The organism is Clostridium sp. CF012, assembly GCF_018861755.1.
Classification (GTDB): domain Bacteria; phylum Bacillota; class Clostridia; order Clostridiales; family Clostridiaceae; genus Clostridium_AD.
The window spans coordinates 19,859-38,369 of the sequence record NZ_JAHLEF010000019.1 but is presented as its reverse complement, the minus strand read 5'-3'; the positions used below and the strand labels follow the sequence as shown (position 1 = coordinate 38,369).

Sequence of the window (18,511 nt, the reverse complement as noted above, 5' to 3'; positions counted from 1 at the left end):
TAGATCATATTTAATGTATATTAACTGTGATATATTATATTTAACATTGAGAATCATTTTCATGATTTGATAATAATAAATTATTCTAAAAGTTAATATTGAAAGGAGTCTTTTATATGAAAAAAGATATTATATATATAACTATTGACGCAAGAGGAGAACATGAAACCTTTAAGGATTGTATCACAAAGGCTATTGAAAATTTAAAGCCTGGTGAGGGCATCCATGTTATTAAGGATTTTGAGCCATTTCCTATGTATAAAATGATGGAAAGCAAAGGCTTTGATAAATATGTAGAAAAAATTAATGATGAAGAATATCATGCTTATTTTTTTCCTTTCACAGAATTAAATAATATTGAAATGAACAATCATCTAAATATTGATAATACAAGAATTAAAAGGATGCTTGCTATAAAATTAGACTTTCTTAATAACAATATTTCTTTAAATGAAGCTAAAAAGAGAATGAGCGATTCTTTTGATAAAATCACTGCTCAGGAGTTTGCAATAGGTGAACAACACCTACAATTTTATGGCATTACAGACGATATGTTGGCAGAAAAAATGGAAGATCTTTTAAAAGTCTTCGAAGGTATTCTTGTTTCAACGGAGCTAAATCTACCAAAAGGACATCCCCTAAGAACCTATATAGATGAAACCGTAGAAATTGGTAAAGTTCTTTCTTCTATGGAACTATTATTAGATAAAAAATTCATTCAAAACCAATGGCTTGAACTATACGATAAGTTAAGCGAAATAAATATTCACCTTACTAGAAAACAAAATCAATTATTCCCTGCCCTAGAGAAAAAGGGATTTGATAAACCCTCCAAAGTAATGTGGACACTAGACAATAATATAAAAGATATCATTAGAAAATCTAAAACTCTTTTAAAAGAAGAAAATGATAAGGACTTTTTAGAACTTCAACTTGAAGTGATTGAAATGACACGGGATATGATAATTAAAGAAACTGAAATACTATTCCCTACTTCAATGGAATTATTGACTGCTGAAGACTTTATAGAAATGAGAATTGGTGATGATGAAATTGGATACTGTTTAATAGATAATCCACCCTCCTATAAAGCTGAAAACTCACCGGAAAGTAATGTTATAAATTTAGACCTACTTAAAGACCTTACAGCTGTTCTTCAAAAGCATGGAGTAGCTTCCCCTAAAAAAGAGGATGAGATACTAAATGTAAGTCAAGGTCTCCTTACTTTAAAGCAAATAAACTTAATATTTAAGCATCTACCTATGGATTTATCCTATGTAGATGAGAATGACCTGGTTAAATTCTATAGTGATACGAAACATAGAGTTTTCCCAAGAAGCGCAGGAGTAATCGGTAGAGAAGTCCAGAATTGTCATCCAAGAGAAAGTGTTCATACAGTCGAGGAAATTATCAAAGCCTTCAAAAGTGGGAAGCAGGATGAGGCTGAATTCTGGCTTGAGATGGGTGGTAAATTTATATATATAATTTACAATGCAGTAAGAGATGAAGAGGGTAAATTTAAAGGTGTCCTTGAAATGATGCAAGACGTGACTCATATTAGAAGTTTAACAGGAACTCAAAGGCTTGTAACCTGGAAAAATAAAGATAATGAGGCTTTAGATACTCTGAATAATACTTCTAATAACCAAAAATCTTCACCGATTGACAATAATAAATATAATATTACTAAAGAAACAAAAATCGGAAGCTTGGTTAAAGAACATCCCTTTTTAAAGGATTTTTTACTATCCACAAGTCCAAAATTTGAAAAACTAAAGTCGCCTATACTTTTTAAAACTATGGCTAGTCTCGCTACCATCGAAATGATTAGTGAAAGAGGTGGCTTTGAGCTTTCTGACTTTATTGATAAATTAGTTGCTGAGGTTGATAGAGTAAATAATATTCAATAACATTTTAGATAAGAGTGTGTAAATTACACACTCTTATCTTTTTTTAAAGATTTCTTTGATAAACTAAAACTAATTTTTCTTTCTATATAATACTTTATTTGGATTTATAACTATTAATATAACTGCTACTGCAAAATATAATATTGCATAATACATTATAATATCTATTAAATCTTCGTTTATGATGCCAATAAGAAAATTAAATAGTTGATGGATTATAATAGGAATTAATAAATTCTTGTTTAAGTTATAAAATGCTGTCATTATAATACTAATTGATATAACTGAAATCATAAAAAATACAATATACTTTATTAAATCAATGCCCCTAAACCCTGCGGTAAACCATATTGGCAGATGCCAAATCCCCCACCAAAACCCTACTATTAGAGCTGATATTAAAGGTGTGTATTTCTTTTGAAGTTCATTTAATGCAAACCCTCTCCAACCCAATTCTTCTCCGAGTGGTCCTGCAAATAAGTTTTTAAAGAAGAAATATATCAACATTTCAAATGATGAAATTGCAAAAACGGACTCTACTCCGCTATTTTTAGATGATACTATAGCCATAATCACTACAAATATTAAAACTTGAATACTAATAATTACAGTGATTACTGAAAACTTAAGTTTAGTCTTAAATTTTTCCTTTACATATTCTGTAAAATCCCGTCCTGGATAAATTCTTTTAAATAAAATTACAAATGCAAATGTTGATGACCAGGATGATATACATAGCATAATATCAAATACTACTGAAGGAAGTCCTAGTAGCCTTGTTGCTCCTACAAATAAAAATAGCGGTAAAAAAATTATATTACTTAATATAACAAAGCTTACTATTGGTCTTTTTAAAGTTTTTTCTTTTATCATAATAAACACCCCTTAAAACTAAATATACTAGTAAATATAATACAAATTACATTTACTAGTATCTTCAGTTTAAACCTATGGGTAAGCCACAGGTCAATACATTTTCGTACTATTTTATAGGAGCATAAATTTCTAAAAATATACGTTCAAGTCCTTCTTCATAAGTTGTAAGTAATATATTAATATATACTAATCCCAAAGGCTCATATCCATTTTCTATTGCTATTTTTCTTAAGCTATCTTCTACTTTATAATCAATATTTTCTCCACCAGTTAACCATCTACCATCTTCAATGATAGTGTAAATACACTTAGGATGAGTAAGAACTTCACCTTCTATATCTTTATCAAAATCATCTACTTTTCTTACAACTATAAATTTATCTCCGGTTATACCCGCACCATCAAAACTTACTACACGCCTTAAACTAGTTAATGTAACTGCTTGCTTTAAATTGTCTGTATTCTTTTGTAGAATTTTATATTCGTCATAAGCAGTAACGTCTGTTATTTCACCTTTCACCTCTAAGGGCTTCATATCTTTAATGGTATATTCTCCCAAGTGTTGTTTGATTTTCTTACAATCCTCTTTAACTAATTTAATATGCTTCAAAAGAAGTTTTTTATATTCTATTTCCTCTAGTAACTTTTGTTCTTTTCCCTCTAATACTAACTCTATATCCTCTACACTCTTACTTTTTCTTATCTCTTGAATTTTCTTAATCTCAATATCAATTTCTCTATAAAAATTTATTGTTATAATGGCATATATATCAAAATGATTATATTTTCTATAACCATTTTCATCATCTTGTTTGGGATTTACTAATCCTTTTTCCTCATAAAACTTTAATGTATCCCTAGATACCCCTAAAAACTTAGCTACTTGTCCAATTGTATACACTTACATTGCCCCTTATTTATTATAAATTCTTTAAACAATGCTGTCCTTGAAATAAATTACATACACCTCTAAAATATTACTCATCCTATTACTATAGTACGCTTCATCATACTATATTTTAAACTTAACTCATTGTTTAACTGCTTATCTCTAATTTTCTCGGATGCCCAGTTTAAGAATAGCACTAAACCGCTAGCGCGGTGGTAACCCAAAATAAAATCAAATAAAACTGATAATATAAGTATATCTTTGTTTATTGTATATAACTCCTTTAGATTGGAAAAATTCAACTTTAAAGGAGTTGTTTTATTTATGACAAAAGAACAAGTTTTAGAAAAATTAAAGTTTGATGTAGAACTCAGAGGTTTAAGCAAACATACTCAAGATGAGTACTATACCAAATGCAAAATCTTTCAAAACCACTTTGATAAACCCGCAACTGAACTTTATGAAAAAGATATTAGAGAATTTCTTCACTATCTCACAACAGAAAAAAAACTTACCTCTGGAAGTGTTAATTCCTATAATAGTGGACTTCGTTTTTTGTATGGTGTAACTTTGGATACTAATTTAAATTGTAAACAAATACCTCGCCACCGCAGAAATCGTAAGTTCCCAAATATTCTTACTAAAGATGAAATACAAAACCTCTTCAATGCCTGTGATAATTTAAGAGATAAATCCATCTTAATGACTCTTTACGGTGCAGGGTTAAGGCTTAGTGAAGTCGCCTGTCTAAAAGTTTCAGATATTGATAGTAAAAAAATGCAACTATTTATCCGCAATGGTAAAGGTTCCAAAGATAGATATGCATTACTTTCACAAGATAATCTAGAAATACTCAGAGATTACTGGAAAGAATACCACCCTAAAGAATGGCTTTTTTACAGCAGAAATAATACCGGCACCCATATTCACCCCAGATCAGTACAAAATATGTTTCACAAATACATAAAGAAAGCAAACATTACTAAAACAGTTACTGTACATTGTGTTCGCCATAGCTTTGCCACTCACCTACTTGAATCTGGAACAAGCATATTTCATATTAAACAGCTTCTTGGTCATTCAGATATCAGTTCAACCTGTTTTTATTTACATATGATAAACATTGAATCCTTAAATATAAAAAGTCCTCTCGACATGTTGAAAAAATCAATAAAAAAAATGCATAAGAATAATGATTGAAGTTCAAAATATTTTTCAACAATATGGTACAGAATATCGTGAAAAACATAAGCTTACACTTGCTCAACTAAAAGCTATGTCTGCAATTGAAAAATGTAGAACTTCCCAATTAGGCGGTCATATAGACAAATGTGAAAGCTGTGGCAGTACTCAAATTTCTTACAACTCTTGTCGCAATAGACACTGTCCTAAATGTCAAAATCTTGCTAAAGAACGTTGGGTTGACTCTCAGAAAAGCAATTTACTTAACGTTGGATACTTTCATGTTGTATTTACAATTCCAGACACCATAAATTTAATAGCATACCAAAATCAAAAGGAGCTATATACTCTTTTATTTAAAGCTGTCGCTGAAACTCTTACAGAATTAGCATCTGACAAAAAATATCTAGGTGCAACACTGGGATTTACCTCTATTTTACATACGTGGGGACAAAATCTTATGCACCATCCTCATATTCATTGTATTGTACCCGGTGGAGGATTATCTTCAATAGGAAAATGGGTAAGTAGTAGAAAAAAGTTTTTCATCCCAGTTAAAGTGCTTTCTCGCAAATTCAGAGGCAAATTTCTATATTACCTCAAACAACTATACAATAAAAATAAGCTTAATTTTTATGGTAGTCAGCAATATCTTTACAATGATAATGAATTTGAAAATTTACTTTCCTCTATATATTCAAAAGAGTGGGTCGTTTATTGCAAACCACCTTTTAAAAAAGCTGCATGTGTGGTTGAATATTTAGGTAGATATACTCATAAAGTTGCTATATCTAATAATCGTATCATTAATATTGAAAATGATAATGTTACATTCAGATGGCGTGATTACAAAGAAAGTAGCAAGTGTAAACTAATGACCATTTCTTCTGATGAGTTTATTCGTAGATTTCTGATTCATATACTACCAAGTGGATTTATGAAAATTAGGCACTATGGTTTGTTAGGAAATCGAAACAAAACTACCAAACTTAAACTTTGCAAACACCTTACTAATACACCTATTTTACTTAAAGAAAAAATGTCAACACTCCAATTAATCAAAAATATCACAGGAAGAGATTTATCCAAGTGTCCACACTGTGGTTCAGATAAACTTAGTCGGTGTACATTATTTCCCAGATCTCCTCCTACAACTATACAAACTGCATAATATTAAAATCGTCTACTAACGGGGAGGGGGAAACTATGTCCATATTTCTATAACTAATATTATTTTTGTATGTTTATCACTACGAATTTAAATATTCCTTCAACACATAAATTAAATGCGGGAAAAGTGGGTTATTGAATCCCCATAGATTCTAATTATAGCACCGCGGTTTCGTTCTATTTTAATTATCCAAAGTTAGGCGTAATTATTAATTTTTTTAACACTCAGACTCTTACCTAGGGTTTGAGTTTTTTTCGCGCCTAACTTCGTATAATTCGCTAAGAATAATGGGAAGTTGAAGAATATATAAAAAACTCAGAATTACTCCATTACTTTAGTAATTCTAACAGTTCTTTGTATCGTCCGTTAAGAATGTTGCGTATCGCACAATTACTTCGCTTAATGCTTATTTTGAACGTAGACGCACAATTTCATTTTTAATCTTTTCTATCAATTCTTTTCTCTGCTCCTCATTCGGTCTTGTAGATTCATCAAACAATTCCTCATTTGACAATTGATACACCGAACTAATTATAGGAGTATCACCTTTTACTCTCGGATATAAATGCCAATGAATATGAGGACATCCATTTCCAAGTAGTTCATAGTTCATCTTATCAGGCTTAAATATATTAGAAATAGCCTCCGCTACTATAGACATTTCTTCAAGATGTTTAATTTTAAAAGAATGTTCTAAGTTGTGTAATTCAGGACCATGCTCTTTACAATTGAAAACGGTATAGCCCTTGAACCTCTGAAACCATCCTAAAATTACATATCCTGTTTCAAGTTCCATAATAAAATATGGGTCATCCTTAATACTTTTTTGCTTTTCACACATTTTACAACTCATTCTATAACCTCCTACACATAATATTAATTATCTTCAGTTCTCACTTAAATACAGTTGTGACGTAAAATACGAAACATGCGACATAATTTTTGAAATGTTTTTACTTTTTATGAATTGTCTTTAAAGTATCAATAATTAATAGAAAACTAAAATAAATAATACATATAACACCTATAAGTGCTAATATAGTAAACAAAGAATCGGTAACATATCCTCTAAAACTCCCAAGACCTATAGATAGATTATTTAATAACGTAAGAAATAACCCTCCAATTATACCAAATAAAAGGCTTAATCTTCTTTCCAAAAGAACCCCTCCTCCATATTAATAAACATTTAATATTATACTGAATTTTACCTTCTTACTTACTTTACTTAGTGCATAAAGCCCCCTTATTAGTTTTTATATAACTTGTTAAATGTATTTCGTCATAAATTACTGAGACGCATTAAATTTCTGAGGTGGGCTACTATTCAGCAAATTAATCTCAAGTGTCAAAGATTCCTTAAATAGAAGTTTTTATAAGCATTTCTTTTTTACCTTATCATATTTCTATATTCAATCCATCATACGCAAATTCTATATTGTCATAATTCTTTGCTTTTTTCAAATAATCATCATATGATAATCCCCAGTCCTCGTCTAAATGAGTGATAATAACCTTATTGACATTATACTGTTTTTTTAGTTCAACAATTTCATTCATAACAAACAAATGTTTTCTCATTTCATTATAGTTATCAATAATAAAATTATCTTTTGCTACTTCTGAAGTTATTGTATTTCCAATTATCAATAAATTAGCATTATTAAATAAATCTTCATCTGGAAAAGGTTTTACATTACATGGTGCATAAATAACTTTTTTATCCTTTTGCTCAAATACAAACAACTACATGTTGCTCTAGGTATTGACGTACATCCTCCAGAACCTAATACTTTAAATTTCATGTAACTTCCCTCCAATAATTTCTTTTTTCATCAAGCATAAGCTTTTTCTTTATGTTCTCAATTTTTTTAACTGTTCTCTTTACATTACTAAAATACTTTTTATAGGTATTGGTATATCTTCAAGCGTAGGTTCGTTCTAGATTACAAGTTTGACATAACTCTTTAACTGAAAAATGACTTCAGATATCGCTCATATCCAATACACCTATAAAGTGTTTCACATTTTTTCAGATTCCCATTATTAGCCTAATGAGTATTACAATTATTAAAAATTATAACGTCTGGCTTGCTATTTAGTGAATCATATAAAAAGAATCTTAACTTATTAATAGACCATACAGTTAATGTTTTTTATACAAAAGATTTTTAATATAATGAGATTCCTCAGAAATAAATTCTTGTATATGGGAAAGCGCAACATATTTATTCAAAGATACATCTATAGATTCTCTGTCTAAATATTGACCATATAAAATGTCGTGTTTCATTTTATTAATTTCATCTACTGATACAATGCCTGGAATATCATATCCAATTGAGTCCTCAAGAATTTCCCATATCTCCTTTTGATGAGGGCTTGATAAGTATAGTTCATAATCTATGGCATAAGATTCTTCATGATATTTACTCCCCATCGCTTTTTTAAATTGTTCGATATTTTCCAAAAGAAATGGTGTCCAAATTTTTATATTGTTCTGTATATCTGCAAGTATATGGGAACAATATCCGTATATAAAATCCACGTTCTCTATATGTTTATTATCCTGTAAAAAAGTAAGTACACTTTTTTGCCATTCTTCATTATTTGTTGCTCTACCCCATTTTTCCTCCCCAACGCATAAATGACTTTTCTTTTTCATATCACTATTGTAGTTATCCCTAAGATGAACTGAATCAGGTGCAAGTGCTCCAAGCATAAAGTCACAAGGTTTCTTTATTTGTGGCGTATTAAGTAATATGTTATATGAAATACATAAATGTGTCATTGCAAAAGGCATTTTTTACTCCCCTTTCTTAGTTGAATCAAAACAATATCTGATTGTAATACATTCCCATTGTATATTAATTAACAAATTAATGCGGAACAAAACTTAATTAATATGCTATTTTCACTAACGGTATTTGTGAAACTCTTAAATCAAGCATTCATACTCACTTTTTCAAGTGCCCATTATTAGCCATAACTTGTCCAATTGTATAGATAATGGGAACTTCAATACACATAGTGTTTTTACTTATGATATGCTTCACCTTGCCGTAAATATTTTATATTTAAGCAACAACCTTTTCTTATGGTAAGTACTGTTTTAATTATTCAATTAGATTATTATACCTTCAAAATGATCCATTTCATGTTGAATTATTTGTGCTGTAAATCCAGTAAACACTTGCTTTTGCTTCTTAAAATTTCTATCAAGATACTCCACCTCTATCATTCCATATCTCTTTGTTTTTCTAAAGCCAATTAAAGATAAACAATTCTCTTCTGCTTCATAAAGCTTTTCTTTCTTTAATATAACTGGATTTATCATAGGTACAATAAGGTTGCCTACAGTAAATACCAATATACGCTCTTTTACTCCAATCATGTTCCCAGCCACTCCAACACAATACTCTAAGTTTGATCTTAATGTATCTACTAAATCATCAATTACTACTATATCATTTTTAGTTGCATCTTCTGATTTTTGTCCTAAAAACAATATATCTTTTACAATTGGTTTTATCATAATTTATACCTCTTTTTCAGTTATATTTTTTATATTATAAACATCAGCCATTTCTTTTACTTAATACACATTCTTAGCTCAAAAAAATTATAGTATAAACCAATGACACTTTTAATATCATTGGCTTAATTTTATTATTTCAAACGCTCCTATTTATTTTGGTTCTCCATAGCTACGCTTCAGCATATCATATTCTAAAAATAATAATAACTTAAATACTTTTAGCTAATCATCTCTTAACTTGCCATTTTAGACATAACCTGTCCAGTTTATTTGATTTGTTATGACGAACTTTATGAAGAAGACGAACTAATTAGATTTCTGTTTTCGTTAATTTTTGGAAATATCATTATCGATTTTCTCTGTCAAAAACGCTAAGATGAAATCCATTAAACAAGAATATACTAATAACAATCAATGCTCCTAAAATCAAAAATATAGTTAATCTATATGTTAAATTAGGAAGGAAAATTGTAAACAAGGATATAATAAAAATTAAAGGAAAACTCATGCGAACCCATCTTGTTGATGTTATTCGTATTATATCTCCTTCTTTAACTGCTATTTCATTGCTCTTTATTCCAAATTGTGTGACCTTTATGTGAGCTTTACCATCAGGAAGTTCAACGTCTACACTATTATTTTCCATGACACTGTCTGTCTTTTCTCCGTTTACTTCTATTTGGATTTTTGAGCTTATGCCCTGCCATCCAGTATTTCGTTTAATAGTAATTGACATATTATTATCTCCTTTCTTAGAACCGTTCTGCTCCATAATTGAAATTGGTTACTTCGCATTAAATTACCAATCCGTCATAACACAAAAATATTATTTGAACCAATCTTGAATAATAGTTACTTTTTTATTTGTAGCATCAAGTTCAATTTCACATCCTATTGGCAACGTCATCATTGGCTGTGTATGACAGCAATCAAAATCTGCAATGAATGGTAACTTTTTATCTCCCAATACTTCTATTAATATTTCATATGGCTTTCTGCTCGTCTTTGAGTCATCAAATAATTCATGTTTACCTAGTATTATTCCTGATATCTTATCTAAAATGCCATTTACTTTTAAAAAAGAAAAGCTTCTTTCTATTGTTGCGGAATCTTTTAAAGAATCTTCTATGAAAAGTATATCTCCATCCTTTATTTCAGGCATATAGTTGCTACCCCATATACCTTGCATGGTATTCAAATTCCCTCCTATTACTCTACCTCGAGCAGTACCTTCAAAGACTGTAACCCATTGATTCCCTCTTTTTTCTTTACTCCTGTCTTGTGTTTCCCAATTAATATGTTCATCTGACCAATATTCAGGTGTTTCAAAGACATAAGGAATTTTTGTTTCATCCATAGTGATTTCCTTAAAGTATTTATAAGTAGAATCAACAAAGGGTGGTAATTCGCCAAATGAAGCCACTAATGCAGGTCCATAGTAAGTGCTTATTCCTGTTTGTGCAAATATAGCAAGTAGAATTGCTGTAACATCAGAATATCCTATTATTATCTTAGGATTTCTTTTTAGTGCTTCATAATCTATATAAGGGAGAATTGAATTTGAGTTCATTCCACCAATTGTGGACATAATGCATTTTATTTCTGGATTTCTAATTAAAGCGTTTAGCTCCTCTGCTCTTTCCTTAATACTTCCAGACCTATAGAAGTCATATTTCCCTGTTAGACTTCCCTCTATTATTTTAAAACCCTTATTCTGTAAATATTTTTTAGCTCTTTCAAACCTATTAGGGCATGTATATGTTATAGGCGATGATGGTGAAAAAATACCAATAGAATCCCCAACCTTTAATTTTGTTATATTATTCATAATTTATGTGTCCCCCTTACGAATATCCTTTTACTGTTTAATAAACTATACTTCAAAAGTCATTCCATCATAAGCAAAAACAGTTCCATTGTATTGCTTTTGTAGTTCCAAATAATCATCATAAGATTTACCCCAGTCCTCTTCTAAGAGTAATTAGCTTATTTTTACATCAATGTAAAAACAAACACCCCTGAGGTGTTTGTGAATGCTTGCCTGAGCTTGCTAGTTTTTAAAACTTTGGCAGTTATCCCTTTACAATCTTGAAATCCGTAAGCCCATTTTACTAATGTTTCTAAAGCCTCTGTCATAAGCCTTTTTTCTCTATAATTGGGTGAAATACTGTATCCAACCACCTCCATTTTATCATTCTTTTTTATTGCAAAATATCTTACAAGTCTTAGAATATCCTTGATTACGGAATGAAAACTTTCTTAAGCATATTCTTTCAGCTAACTCAGCATTCACGACACTCATGAATTAAGTATTCATTTTTCAAAGTTCTATTATAGACATTATGAGAATCCCTCTATAAAAAACATCAGTTTCGTATAACTTTTTCAAGAATAATAATTGTATTACCAACCAGCTCTCGTCTATTTTTATTATACTACAAATTTTATCATTTTATCTTCATTTTACCTATAACGTTTCAATATTCACCAAATCTACCAATTGTTTCTACTTATAATATTTGCGCTGCATAGTTACTTATAACCTGAAAAGCAGATGATCCTATGTCTAAAACACTTGCAGTTTTTATTAAACTCCCCCCAACTCAGTTGACGAATCCCTTGCAAGTGGTCCTGCTGTAATAATAGGTATTGTATTGTTGATGGTAGTTATAACTAGAACACTTATAAAATCAAGTGATTTATTTTTTAAAATAAGTATTGACAATTGCCACTATTATGAATATACTAGTCATTAATAACTAAATACAACTTATCCAGAGTGGCAGAGGGACCGGCCCTATGAAGCCCGACAACCAGCATTTTTAACTAAATGCATTGGTGTCAATTCCAGCAGATTGTAAAATCTGAAAGATAAGGATGTTAGCAAATTTTATAAGACAATTTTATTGTTTATTAAAGTTAATCGTGCTACTTTCCTTATAGGAGAGTAGCTTTTTTTATTCTAGTTAAATGAGTCAAATGAGAAATATACTATATGATAATAATCGAATACAACTTATCCAGAGCGGCGGAGGGACTGGCCCCATGATGCCCGACAACCAGCATTTTCAATGAAATGCAATGGTGTCAATTCCATCAGATTGTAAAATCTGAAAGATAAGGACGATAGCAAATTTTATAAGACAATTTTATTGTTTATTAAAGTTATCCTGCTGCTTTCCTTATAGGAAAGCAGTTTTTTTATTCCCTTTCAAATCAAAATGGTTTTTATTATACAAAAATAAGTTTAAAAAGGAGATATTATTATGAGTGAAAGAAAATTGAGTTTTGAAACATTACAGGTACATGCAGGACAGGTTCCAGACCCTACTACAGGAGCAAGAGCCGTTCCAATTTATCAAACATCATCCTATGTTTTTAAGAATGCAGATCATGCAGCAAATCTATTCCAATTAAAGGAACCTGGAAATATCTATTCAAGAATAATGAACCCGACTACAGATGTCTTCGAGAAAAGAGTAGCAGAGCTAGAAGGTGGAGTTGCGGGGCTTGCTACAGCTTCAGGCATAGCTGCAACCTTCTATGCAATACTTAATTTAGCAAATTCAGGTGATGAAATAGTAGCTGCAAGTACCCTTTATGGTGGTACTTATGAATTATTTAATGTGACACTTAGAAAACTTGGAATTAACGTAACCTTCGTTGACCCAGATGATCCAGAAAACTTTAGAAAAGCTATCACAGATAAAACTAAGGCACTTTATGCTGAAACCTTAGGTAATCCAAAAATAAATGTACTGGATATAGAAGCAGTAGCAAATATTGCCCACGAGAATAAAATACCACTTATTATTGACAATACCTTTGCAACCCCTTACCTTTGTCGACCATTTGAGTATGGTGCAGACGTAATTATTCATTCAGCAACAAAGTTCATCGGGGGTCATGGAACTACTATTGGGGGAATTATAGTTGACGGCGGTAAATTTGATTGGGCGGCAAGCGGTAAATTTCCTGATTTTACAACTCCTGATAAAAGCTACAACGGAATAGTATATGCTAATTTAGGTGCTCCTGCCTTCGCACTAAAGGCTAGAGTTCAACTTTTAAGAAATACTGGCGCAACACTTAGCCCTCAGAATGCATTTTTATTCCTTCAGGGCTTAGAATCCTTGTCACTCCGAGTTGAGAGACATGTCTCAAATGCTAAAGCAGTAGTTAACTTCTTGAGTAACCATCCATTGGTTTCATGGGTAAGTTATCCTGAACTTGAAGGAAGTAAATATAAAGAATTAGCTAAAAAATACCTACCAAAGGGAGCAGGATCAATATTCACCTTTGGAATAAAAGGTGGCCTGGAGGCTGGAAAGAAATTTATTAACAGTGTAGAGTTATTCTCACTACTTGCTAATGTTGCAGATGCTAAATCACTAGTAATTCACCCCTCAAGCACGACTCATGCAGAGCTTAATGCAGAGGAGCAGAAAGCTGCTGGTGTTACTCCAGATTTGATAAGACTTTCAATTGGTGTAGAAGGTATTGATGACATTATATATGATTTAAAGCAAGCACTTGATAAAACAATTTAAATAATTTATTAGAAAGGAAACAAATATGAAAAAGGTAAAAATAGCTATTTTAGGTTTTGGAAATGTTGGCACAGGAGTATGGAAGATACTTCAGGAAAATAAAAGTGAAATAATGAAACGTTCAAATTACGAAATAGAGGTATCTAAAATACTTATTAAAGACATAAATAAAAAAAGAGATATTATTATATCTAAGAGCATTTTAACAGATAATATTAATGATATTATTAATGATAAAAGCATAAAAATTGTGGTTGAACTTATTGGTGGATGCCATGAGGCCAAGGACTACATGGCACGTGCAATGAAAGCTAAAAAACATATTGTAACTGCTAATAAATTAGTTGTTGCAAACTGGAGCGAAGAACTATTTAAAATAGCTGAAGAGGAAAATGTATTATTTTATTATGAAGCAAGTGTGGCTGGCGGAATTCCAATAATACGAGAAATCACCGAAAGTCTTACTGCCAATAGAATAAATCAGATAATTGGAATAATAAATGGAACAACTAACTATATATTAAGTAAAATGACCAATGATGAAATTAGTTTTGATGCAGCATTAAAGCAGGCTCAAGAAATGGGTTATGCTGAAGCAGATCCAACCTCAGATGTGGATGGCTATGATGCGGTGTATAAACTTGCCATTATGGCATCATTATCCTTTGGAACTAAAATTAATCATGATGCTATTTATAGAGAAGGAATAAGGAGTATTAGTCCACTCGATATAAAATATGCTAAAAAATTAGGTTATACAATAAAGCTACTAGCAATAGCAAAGGAAGAAAATAATAAATTAGAGCTAAGAGTACATCCAACCCTAGTACCCTCCAGTCACCCAATGGCAAATGTAAATGATGTTTTTAATTCCATTATGATAAAAGGAAATGCTGTGGGAGAATTAATGCTATACGGAAGAGGAGCGGGAGATATGCCAACCGGTAGTGCCGTTGTAGGTGATATAATATCCATACTAAGAAATAATGTAAGGCCCTTAGGCTTTAGTGATACAAGTCAGCAATTTGATTTTAAAAAAATAAAAAAATCAGAAGAAAATGAATCAGAATTCTATATCAGACTTAACATTAATGATAAAGTGGGAGTTTTAGGAGCTATAGCGAAAATATTTGGTGAAAACAATGTTAGCATTATATCTGTTACTGGAGATTTGAGGCAGGATGATTATGCCCCACTAGCATTTATTACCCATAAAAGCTCTGAAAAGAATATACACAATTCATTAGAAAAAATAAAAATTTTAGAAAATGTAAACGAAATAGAAAGTATAATAAGAATAGAATCATTTAATTAAACTGATTGGAGATAAGATGAAAATTGATAAAAGGGAAGTATTAAGGTATTTAGGCTATAAAAATCAAGAAATTGATAAGAGCCTAACTGATTTAATTGAGGCCTGCTGTAAAGAAGTTATTGATATATGTAAAGAGAGTTCTGTATATGAAATCTTTGATATTGAAAGAAAAAATGATGAGATTTTTCTCTTAGGCAGTACTTTAGTCTTAAAGGATAAAGACATACTAAACCATCTTTCAGATTCAAAAAAATGTTTGGTAATGGCAGCAACCTTAGGCATAGAAGTAGATCGTAGAATATCTTACTACTCAAGGACTAATATTACAAAGGGTTTAATTATGGATGCTTGTGCAACTACTGCAATTGAAAATCTCTGTGATGAAATACAAACTCTGATTATGGAAAAAGCATTAGCAGACAATTTGCATATCACGAATAGATATAGCCCAGGGTATGGAGATTTTTCAATTGCTAATCAAGCTAATATTTTAAATGTTTTAGAGGCCTATAAACAAATAGGCCTCTCTGTTACTGAAAGTAATATTATGATACCACGAAAATCCGTAACTGCACTTATAGGTCTTAGTGAAATTGTAAATTTAAAAAGCAATGATAAATGCATGAATTGCAATAATTCAGATTGTGATTTTAGAAAGGATGGTAGATTTTGTGTGTAAAAAAATAGATTTTAATGATTTTTTATTATTTGACGGAGCTATGGGAACAATGCTTCAAAAATATGGACTTAAAAGAGGCGAATTACCAGAAAGCTATAATATATTACATCCAGAAATCATCGAAAAAATACATAGGGAATACTTGAGTTCAGGTTGCGATGTTATAACTACAAATACATTTGGCGCAAATAGTTATAAGCTTAAAAATACGCAATATACTGTGGAAGAACTTGTTTCTAGTGCTGTTAAAATAGCACGAAAAGTGGCTAGTGATAATCTTGTTGCTCTTGATATTGGACCTATTGGTCAGTTAATGGAGCCCTATGGAATATTATCATTTGATAATGCTTACGCGACTTTTGCGGAGCAGATTAAAATTGGTGCTAGAGAAGGTGCCGATATAATACTTATTGAGACAATGACGGATATTTATGAAGCAAAGGCTGCTATTCTTGCCGCTAAAGAAAATAGTACGCTTCCAATAATATGTACAATGTCATATCAAAGTGATGGAAGAACATTAACAGGTACAGATCCAATTACTATGGTCAATGTACTTCAGGGCCTTGGCGTGGATGCAATTGGATTAAATTGCTCTCTAGGACCAAATGAAATGCTACCTATAGTTTCCGAAATTCTTAAATACTCAAGAGTTCCAGTTATCGTTCAGCCCAACGCTGGACTTCCTAGGCTTAAAAACAGGGAAACAGTTTTTGATGTTCATGGACATGAATTTGCGGAATATGCAAAACTTATGGCAAAAATGGGTGTTACAATTTTAGGTGGGTGCTGTGGAACCACCCCCGATCATATAAAAGCTATAAGAGATGAGCTTAAGAGCTTAAAGCCTACACACCGCGATGTTCAAAAAATAACAGCAGTAAGTTCCTCCTCCTTAACAGTAGTCCTTGGAGAAGAAATAAAAATTATTGGCGAGAGAATAAATCCTACGGGCAAAAAAAAGATAAAAGAGGCTTTAAAAAATAACAATATGGACTATATACTTGAAGAAGCTATTAACCAAAGGGATGCTGGTGCAGATATACTAGATGTGAATGTGGGACTCCCTGAAATTGACGAACTAGAAGTCATGAAAAAAACAATAAGAGAACTTCAAAGTGTTGTAAATCTTCCTCTTCAAATTGATAGCGTACGGCGTGACGTAATTGAGGCCGCAGTTAGAATATATAATGGGAAGCCACTAATAAATTCTGTTAATGGTAAAGAAGAAGTGATGGATTCCATATTCCCAATCGTTAAAAAATATGGTGCCTGTGTAATAGGCTTAACTCTTGATGATAGTGGCATTCCATCTAAGGCTGAAGACAGGCTTAAAATAGCAGAAAAAATTGTACAAAGGGCAGAAGAATATGGAATAGATAGAGCAGATATTATAATAGACTGTCTTGTTTTAACTGCCTCCGCTCAGCAAAGTGAGGTTACTCAGACTATTAGGGCAGTTGAACTTGTTAAAGCTACACTTGGTGTTAAAACTACTCTTGGAGTAAGCAATGTATCCTTTGGTTTGCCACAAAGAGAAATATTAAATAGAACGTTTTTGGCTGCTGCACTAACAGCTGGTCTTGATGCACCTATATTAAATCCTCTTTCAAAGGATATGATATCCACAATTAATGCTTTTAATGTTTTATGGAATACTGATAAAAACTCAAAAAAATATATAAATGTTTATTCCTCCTTTGAAGGAAAAACTACGACTAAAGAAATTGCTACAAATAAAGATTTAAATAAAATTATTATAGATGGCTTGAAAGAAGAAGCAACAGATCTAACAGTGGAACTTTTAAAAACCATGTCTGCAATGGAAATTGTTAATAAATATCTAATTCCCTCACTTGATATTGTGGGTAAAAAATATGAAAGTGGAGAAATATTTCTTCCTCAACTATTACAATCTGCAGAAACAGTGAAAAAAGCTTTTGTGGTAATTAAAGAAAGCATACTATCCACCACGGGCACGAAACTTAGTAAAGGTAAAATAGTGCTTGCAACTGTTAGAGGCGACATCCACGATATAGGCAAAAATATAGTGAAAATATTATTAGAAAACTATGGATTTGAAGTAATTGACTTAGGTAAGGATGTACACTCTGATGATGTGGTTAATGCAGTGAAAAGTGGCAACATTAAATTAGTTGGTTTAAGTGCTCTTATGACCACAACAGTAAGGAGCATGGAGGAAACAATAAAAGCACTTAGGGAGAATAATTTGGATTGCACTATTATGGTTGGAGGCGCTGTTTTAAATGAAGAGTATGCAAAAATGATAGGAGCCGATCACTATGCAAAGGATGCAACTCAATCTGTAAAAATCGCAAGAGAATTATTTCAGTGTGAATAAAGTAATTTTTCAATCATTTTGATAATCATTAGCCTCTTT

General features: G+C 31.2%; 17 protein-coding genes and 2 riboswitches. Of the genes, 7 read left to right on the top strand and 10 right to left on the bottom strand.

The features are described 5' to 3' along the window. Positions 1 to 116: 116 nt before the first annotated feature. Complete coding sequence (locus tag KPL50_RS16160; protein WP_216299574.1) at positions 117 to 1,910, top strand: PAS domain-containing protein; 1,794 nt, start codon at positions 117 to 119, stop codon at positions 1,908 to 1,910. Positions 1,911 to 1,979: 69 nt separating this feature from the next. On the opposite strand, the gene KPL50_RS16155 is transcribed toward KPL50_RS16160, so the two are convergent. Together KPL50_RS16155 and KPL50_RS16150 are read right to left on the bottom strand one after the other, a co-directional pair. Next, positions 1,980 to 2,783 (bottom strand): CPBP family intramembrane glutamic endopeptidase, encoded by an 804-nt coding sequence (locus KPL50_RS16155; RefSeq protein WP_216299573.1) that lies wholly within the window; start codon positions 2,781 to 2,783, stop codon positions 1,980 to 1,982. A 109-nt stretch (positions 2,784 to 2,892) separates the two neighbouring features. After that, complete coding sequence (locus KPL50_RS16150; protein WP_216299572.1) at positions 2,893 to 3,687, bottom strand: MerR family transcriptional regulator; 795 nt, start codon at positions 3,685 to 3,687, stop codon at positions 2,893 to 2,895. A 312-nt stretch (positions 3,688 to 3,999) separates the two neighbouring features. Between KPL50_RS16150 and KPL50_RS16145 the strand changes: the two genes are divergently transcribed. Together KPL50_RS16145 and KPL50_RS16140 are read left to right on the top strand one after the other, a co-directional pair. Then, on the top strand, positions 4,000 to 4,875 hold the full coding sequence (locus KPL50_RS16145; RefSeq protein WP_216299571.1) for a tyrosine-type recombinase/integrase: 876 nt from the start codon (positions 4,000 to 4,002) through the stop codon (positions 4,873 to 4,875). Further along, positions 4,868 to 6,028 carry an IS91 family transposase gene (locus tag KPL50_RS16140; RefSeq protein WP_216299570.1) on the top strand — a complete coding sequence of 387 codons (1,161 nt, stop codon included), beginning with the start codon at positions 4,868 to 4,870 and terminating at the stop codon, positions 6,026 to 6,028. Before KPL50_RS16145 ends, KPL50_RS16140 begins: the two co-directional genes overlap by 8 nt. Positions 6,029 to 6,434: 406 nt before the next feature. Here the strand turns inward: KPL50_RS16140 and KPL50_RS16135 are convergent, their stop codons facing one another. The 8 genes from KPL50_RS16135 to KPL50_RS16100 form a co-directional block, all read right to left on the bottom strand. Further along, positions 6,435 to 6,881, bottom strand: a complete 447-nt coding sequence (locus tag KPL50_RS16135; protein WP_216299569.1) for an HIT family protein — start codon at positions 6,879 to 6,881, stop codon at positions 6,435 to 6,437. Positions 6,882 to 6,981: 100 nt separating this feature from the next. Then, positions 6,982 to 7,188 (bottom strand): hypothetical protein, encoded by a 207-nt coding sequence (locus KPL50_RS16130; RefSeq protein ID WP_216299568.1) that lies wholly within the window; start codon positions 7,186 to 7,188, stop codon positions 6,982 to 6,984. A gap of 238 nt (positions 7,189 to 7,426) precedes the next feature. Then, on the bottom strand, positions 7,427 to 7,774 hold the full coding sequence (locus KPL50_RS16125) for a hypothetical protein (protein ID WP_216299567.1): 348 nt from the start codon (positions 7,772 to 7,774) through the stop codon (positions 7,427 to 7,429). Between the two features lie 400 nt (positions 7,775 to 8,174). Continuing rightward, positions 8,175 to 8,831, bottom strand: coding sequence for a hypothetical protein (locus KPL50_RS16120; RefSeq protein ID WP_216299566.1), 657 nt, complete (start codon positions 8,829 to 8,831; stop codon positions 8,175 to 8,177). A 321-nt stretch (positions 8,832 to 9,152) separates the two neighbouring features. Continuing rightward, complete coding sequence (locus KPL50_RS16115; protein ID WP_216299565.1) at positions 9,153 to 9,563, bottom strand: peptide deformylase; 411 nt, start codon at positions 9,561 to 9,563, stop codon at positions 9,153 to 9,155. Positions 9,564 to 9,912: 349 nt separating this feature from the next. After that, positions 9,913 to 10,302 carry a hypothetical protein gene (locus KPL50_RS16110; RefSeq protein WP_216299564.1) on the bottom strand — a complete coding sequence of 130 codons (390 nt, stop codon included), beginning with the start codon at positions 10,300 to 10,302 and terminating at the stop codon, positions 9,913 to 9,915. Between the two features lie 90 nt (positions 10,303 to 10,392). Beyond that, a complete protein-coding gene (locus KPL50_RS16105) occupies positions 10,393 to 11,394 on the bottom strand; it encodes a S66 peptidase family protein (protein WP_216299563.1) in 1,002 nt (333 codons plus the stop codon). A gap of 164 nt (positions 11,395 to 11,558) precedes the next feature. Further along, the gene (locus KPL50_RS16100) at positions 11,559 to 11,771 is read right to left on the bottom strand and encodes a GNAT family N-acetyltransferase (protein ID WP_375372934.1); all 213 of its coding nucleotides are present in this window, start codon (positions 11,769 to 11,771) and stop codon (positions 11,559 to 11,561) included. Between the two features lie 562 nt (positions 11,772 to 12,333). Continuing rightward, positions 12,334 to 12,444: riboswitch (SAM riboswitch) on the top strand. Between the two features lie 135 nt (positions 12,445 to 12,579). Continuing rightward, positions 12,580 to 12,690, top strand: a riboswitch (SAM riboswitch). Positions 12,691 to 12,829: 139 nt separating this feature from the next. Here KPL50_RS16100 and KPL50_RS16095 point away from each other — a divergent pair. The 4 genes from KPL50_RS16095 to KPL50_RS16080 are packed head-to-tail and all read left to right on the top strand — an operon-like array spanning position 12,830 to position 18,472. Continuing rightward, complete coding sequence (locus KPL50_RS16095; RefSeq protein ID WP_216299618.1) at positions 12,830 to 14,116, top strand: homocysteine synthase; 1,287 nt, start codon at positions 12,830 to 12,832, stop codon at positions 14,114 to 14,116. Positions 14,117 to 14,141: 25 nt separating this feature from the next. Beyond that, complete coding sequence (locus KPL50_RS16090; protein WP_216299561.1) at positions 14,142 to 15,431, top strand: homoserine dehydrogenase; 1,290 nt, start codon at positions 14,142 to 14,144, stop codon at positions 15,429 to 15,431. A 16-nt stretch (positions 15,432 to 15,447) separates the two neighbouring features. Continuing rightward, on the top strand, positions 15,448 to 16,110 hold the full coding sequence (locus KPL50_RS16085) for a vitamin B12 dependent-methionine synthase activation domain-containing protein (protein ID WP_216299560.1): 663 nt from the start codon (positions 15,448 to 15,450) through the stop codon (positions 16,108 to 16,110). Continuing rightward, entirely contained in the window at positions 16,091 to 18,472 is a 2,382-nt protein-coding gene (locus KPL50_RS16080) for a homocysteine S-methyltransferase family protein (RefSeq protein ID WP_216299617.1), read from the top strand. The genes KPL50_RS16085 and KPL50_RS16080 overlap by 20 nt, the downstream gene beginning before the upstream one ends. Positions 18,473 to 18,511: the final 39 nt, after the last annotated feature.

Coding starts and splice junctions, on each gene's coding strand:
- KPL50_RS16080 (WP_216299617.1), top strand. CDS start 16,091: ATGGTAGATTTTGTGTGTAAAAAAATAGATTTTAATGATTTTTTATTA.
- KPL50_RS16090 (WP_216299561.1), top strand. CDS start 14,142: ATGAAAAAGGTAAAAATAGCTATTTTAGGTTTTGGAAATGTTGGCACA.
- KPL50_RS16155 (WP_216299573.1), bottom strand. CDS start 2,783: ATGATAAAAGAAAAAACTTTAAAAAGACCAATAGTAAGCTTTGTTATA.
- KPL50_RS16160 (WP_216299574.1), top strand. CDS start 117: ATGAAAAAAGATATTATATATATAACTATTGACGCAAGAGGAGAACAT.
- KPL50_RS16140 (WP_216299570.1), top strand. CDS start 4,868: ATGATTGAAGTTCAAAATATTTTTCAACAATATGGTACAGAATATCGT.
- KPL50_RS16085 (WP_216299560.1), top strand. CDS start 15,448: ATGAAAATTGATAAAAGGGAAGTATTAAGGTATTTAGGCTATAAAAAT.
- KPL50_RS16105 (WP_216299563.1), bottom strand. CDS start 11,394: ATGAATAATATAACAAAATTAAAGGTTGGGGATTCTATTGGTATTTTT.
- KPL50_RS16145 (WP_216299571.1), top strand. CDS start 4,000: ATGACAAAAGAACAAGTTTTAGAAAAATTAAAGTTTGATGTAGAACTC.
- KPL50_RS16120 (WP_216299566.1), bottom strand. CDS start 8,831: ATGCCTTTTGCAATGACACATTTATGTATTTCATATAACATATTACTT.
- KPL50_RS16135 (WP_216299569.1), bottom strand. CDS start 6,881: ATGAGTTGTAAAATGTGTGAAAAGCAAAAAAGTATTAAGGATGACCCA.
- KPL50_RS16115 (WP_216299565.1), bottom strand. CDS start 9,563: ATGATAAAACCAATTGTAAAAGATATATTGTTTTTAGGACAAAAATCA.
- KPL50_RS16110 (WP_216299564.1), bottom strand. CDS start 10,302: ATGTCAATTACTATTAAACGAAATACTGGATGGCAGGGCATAAGCTCA.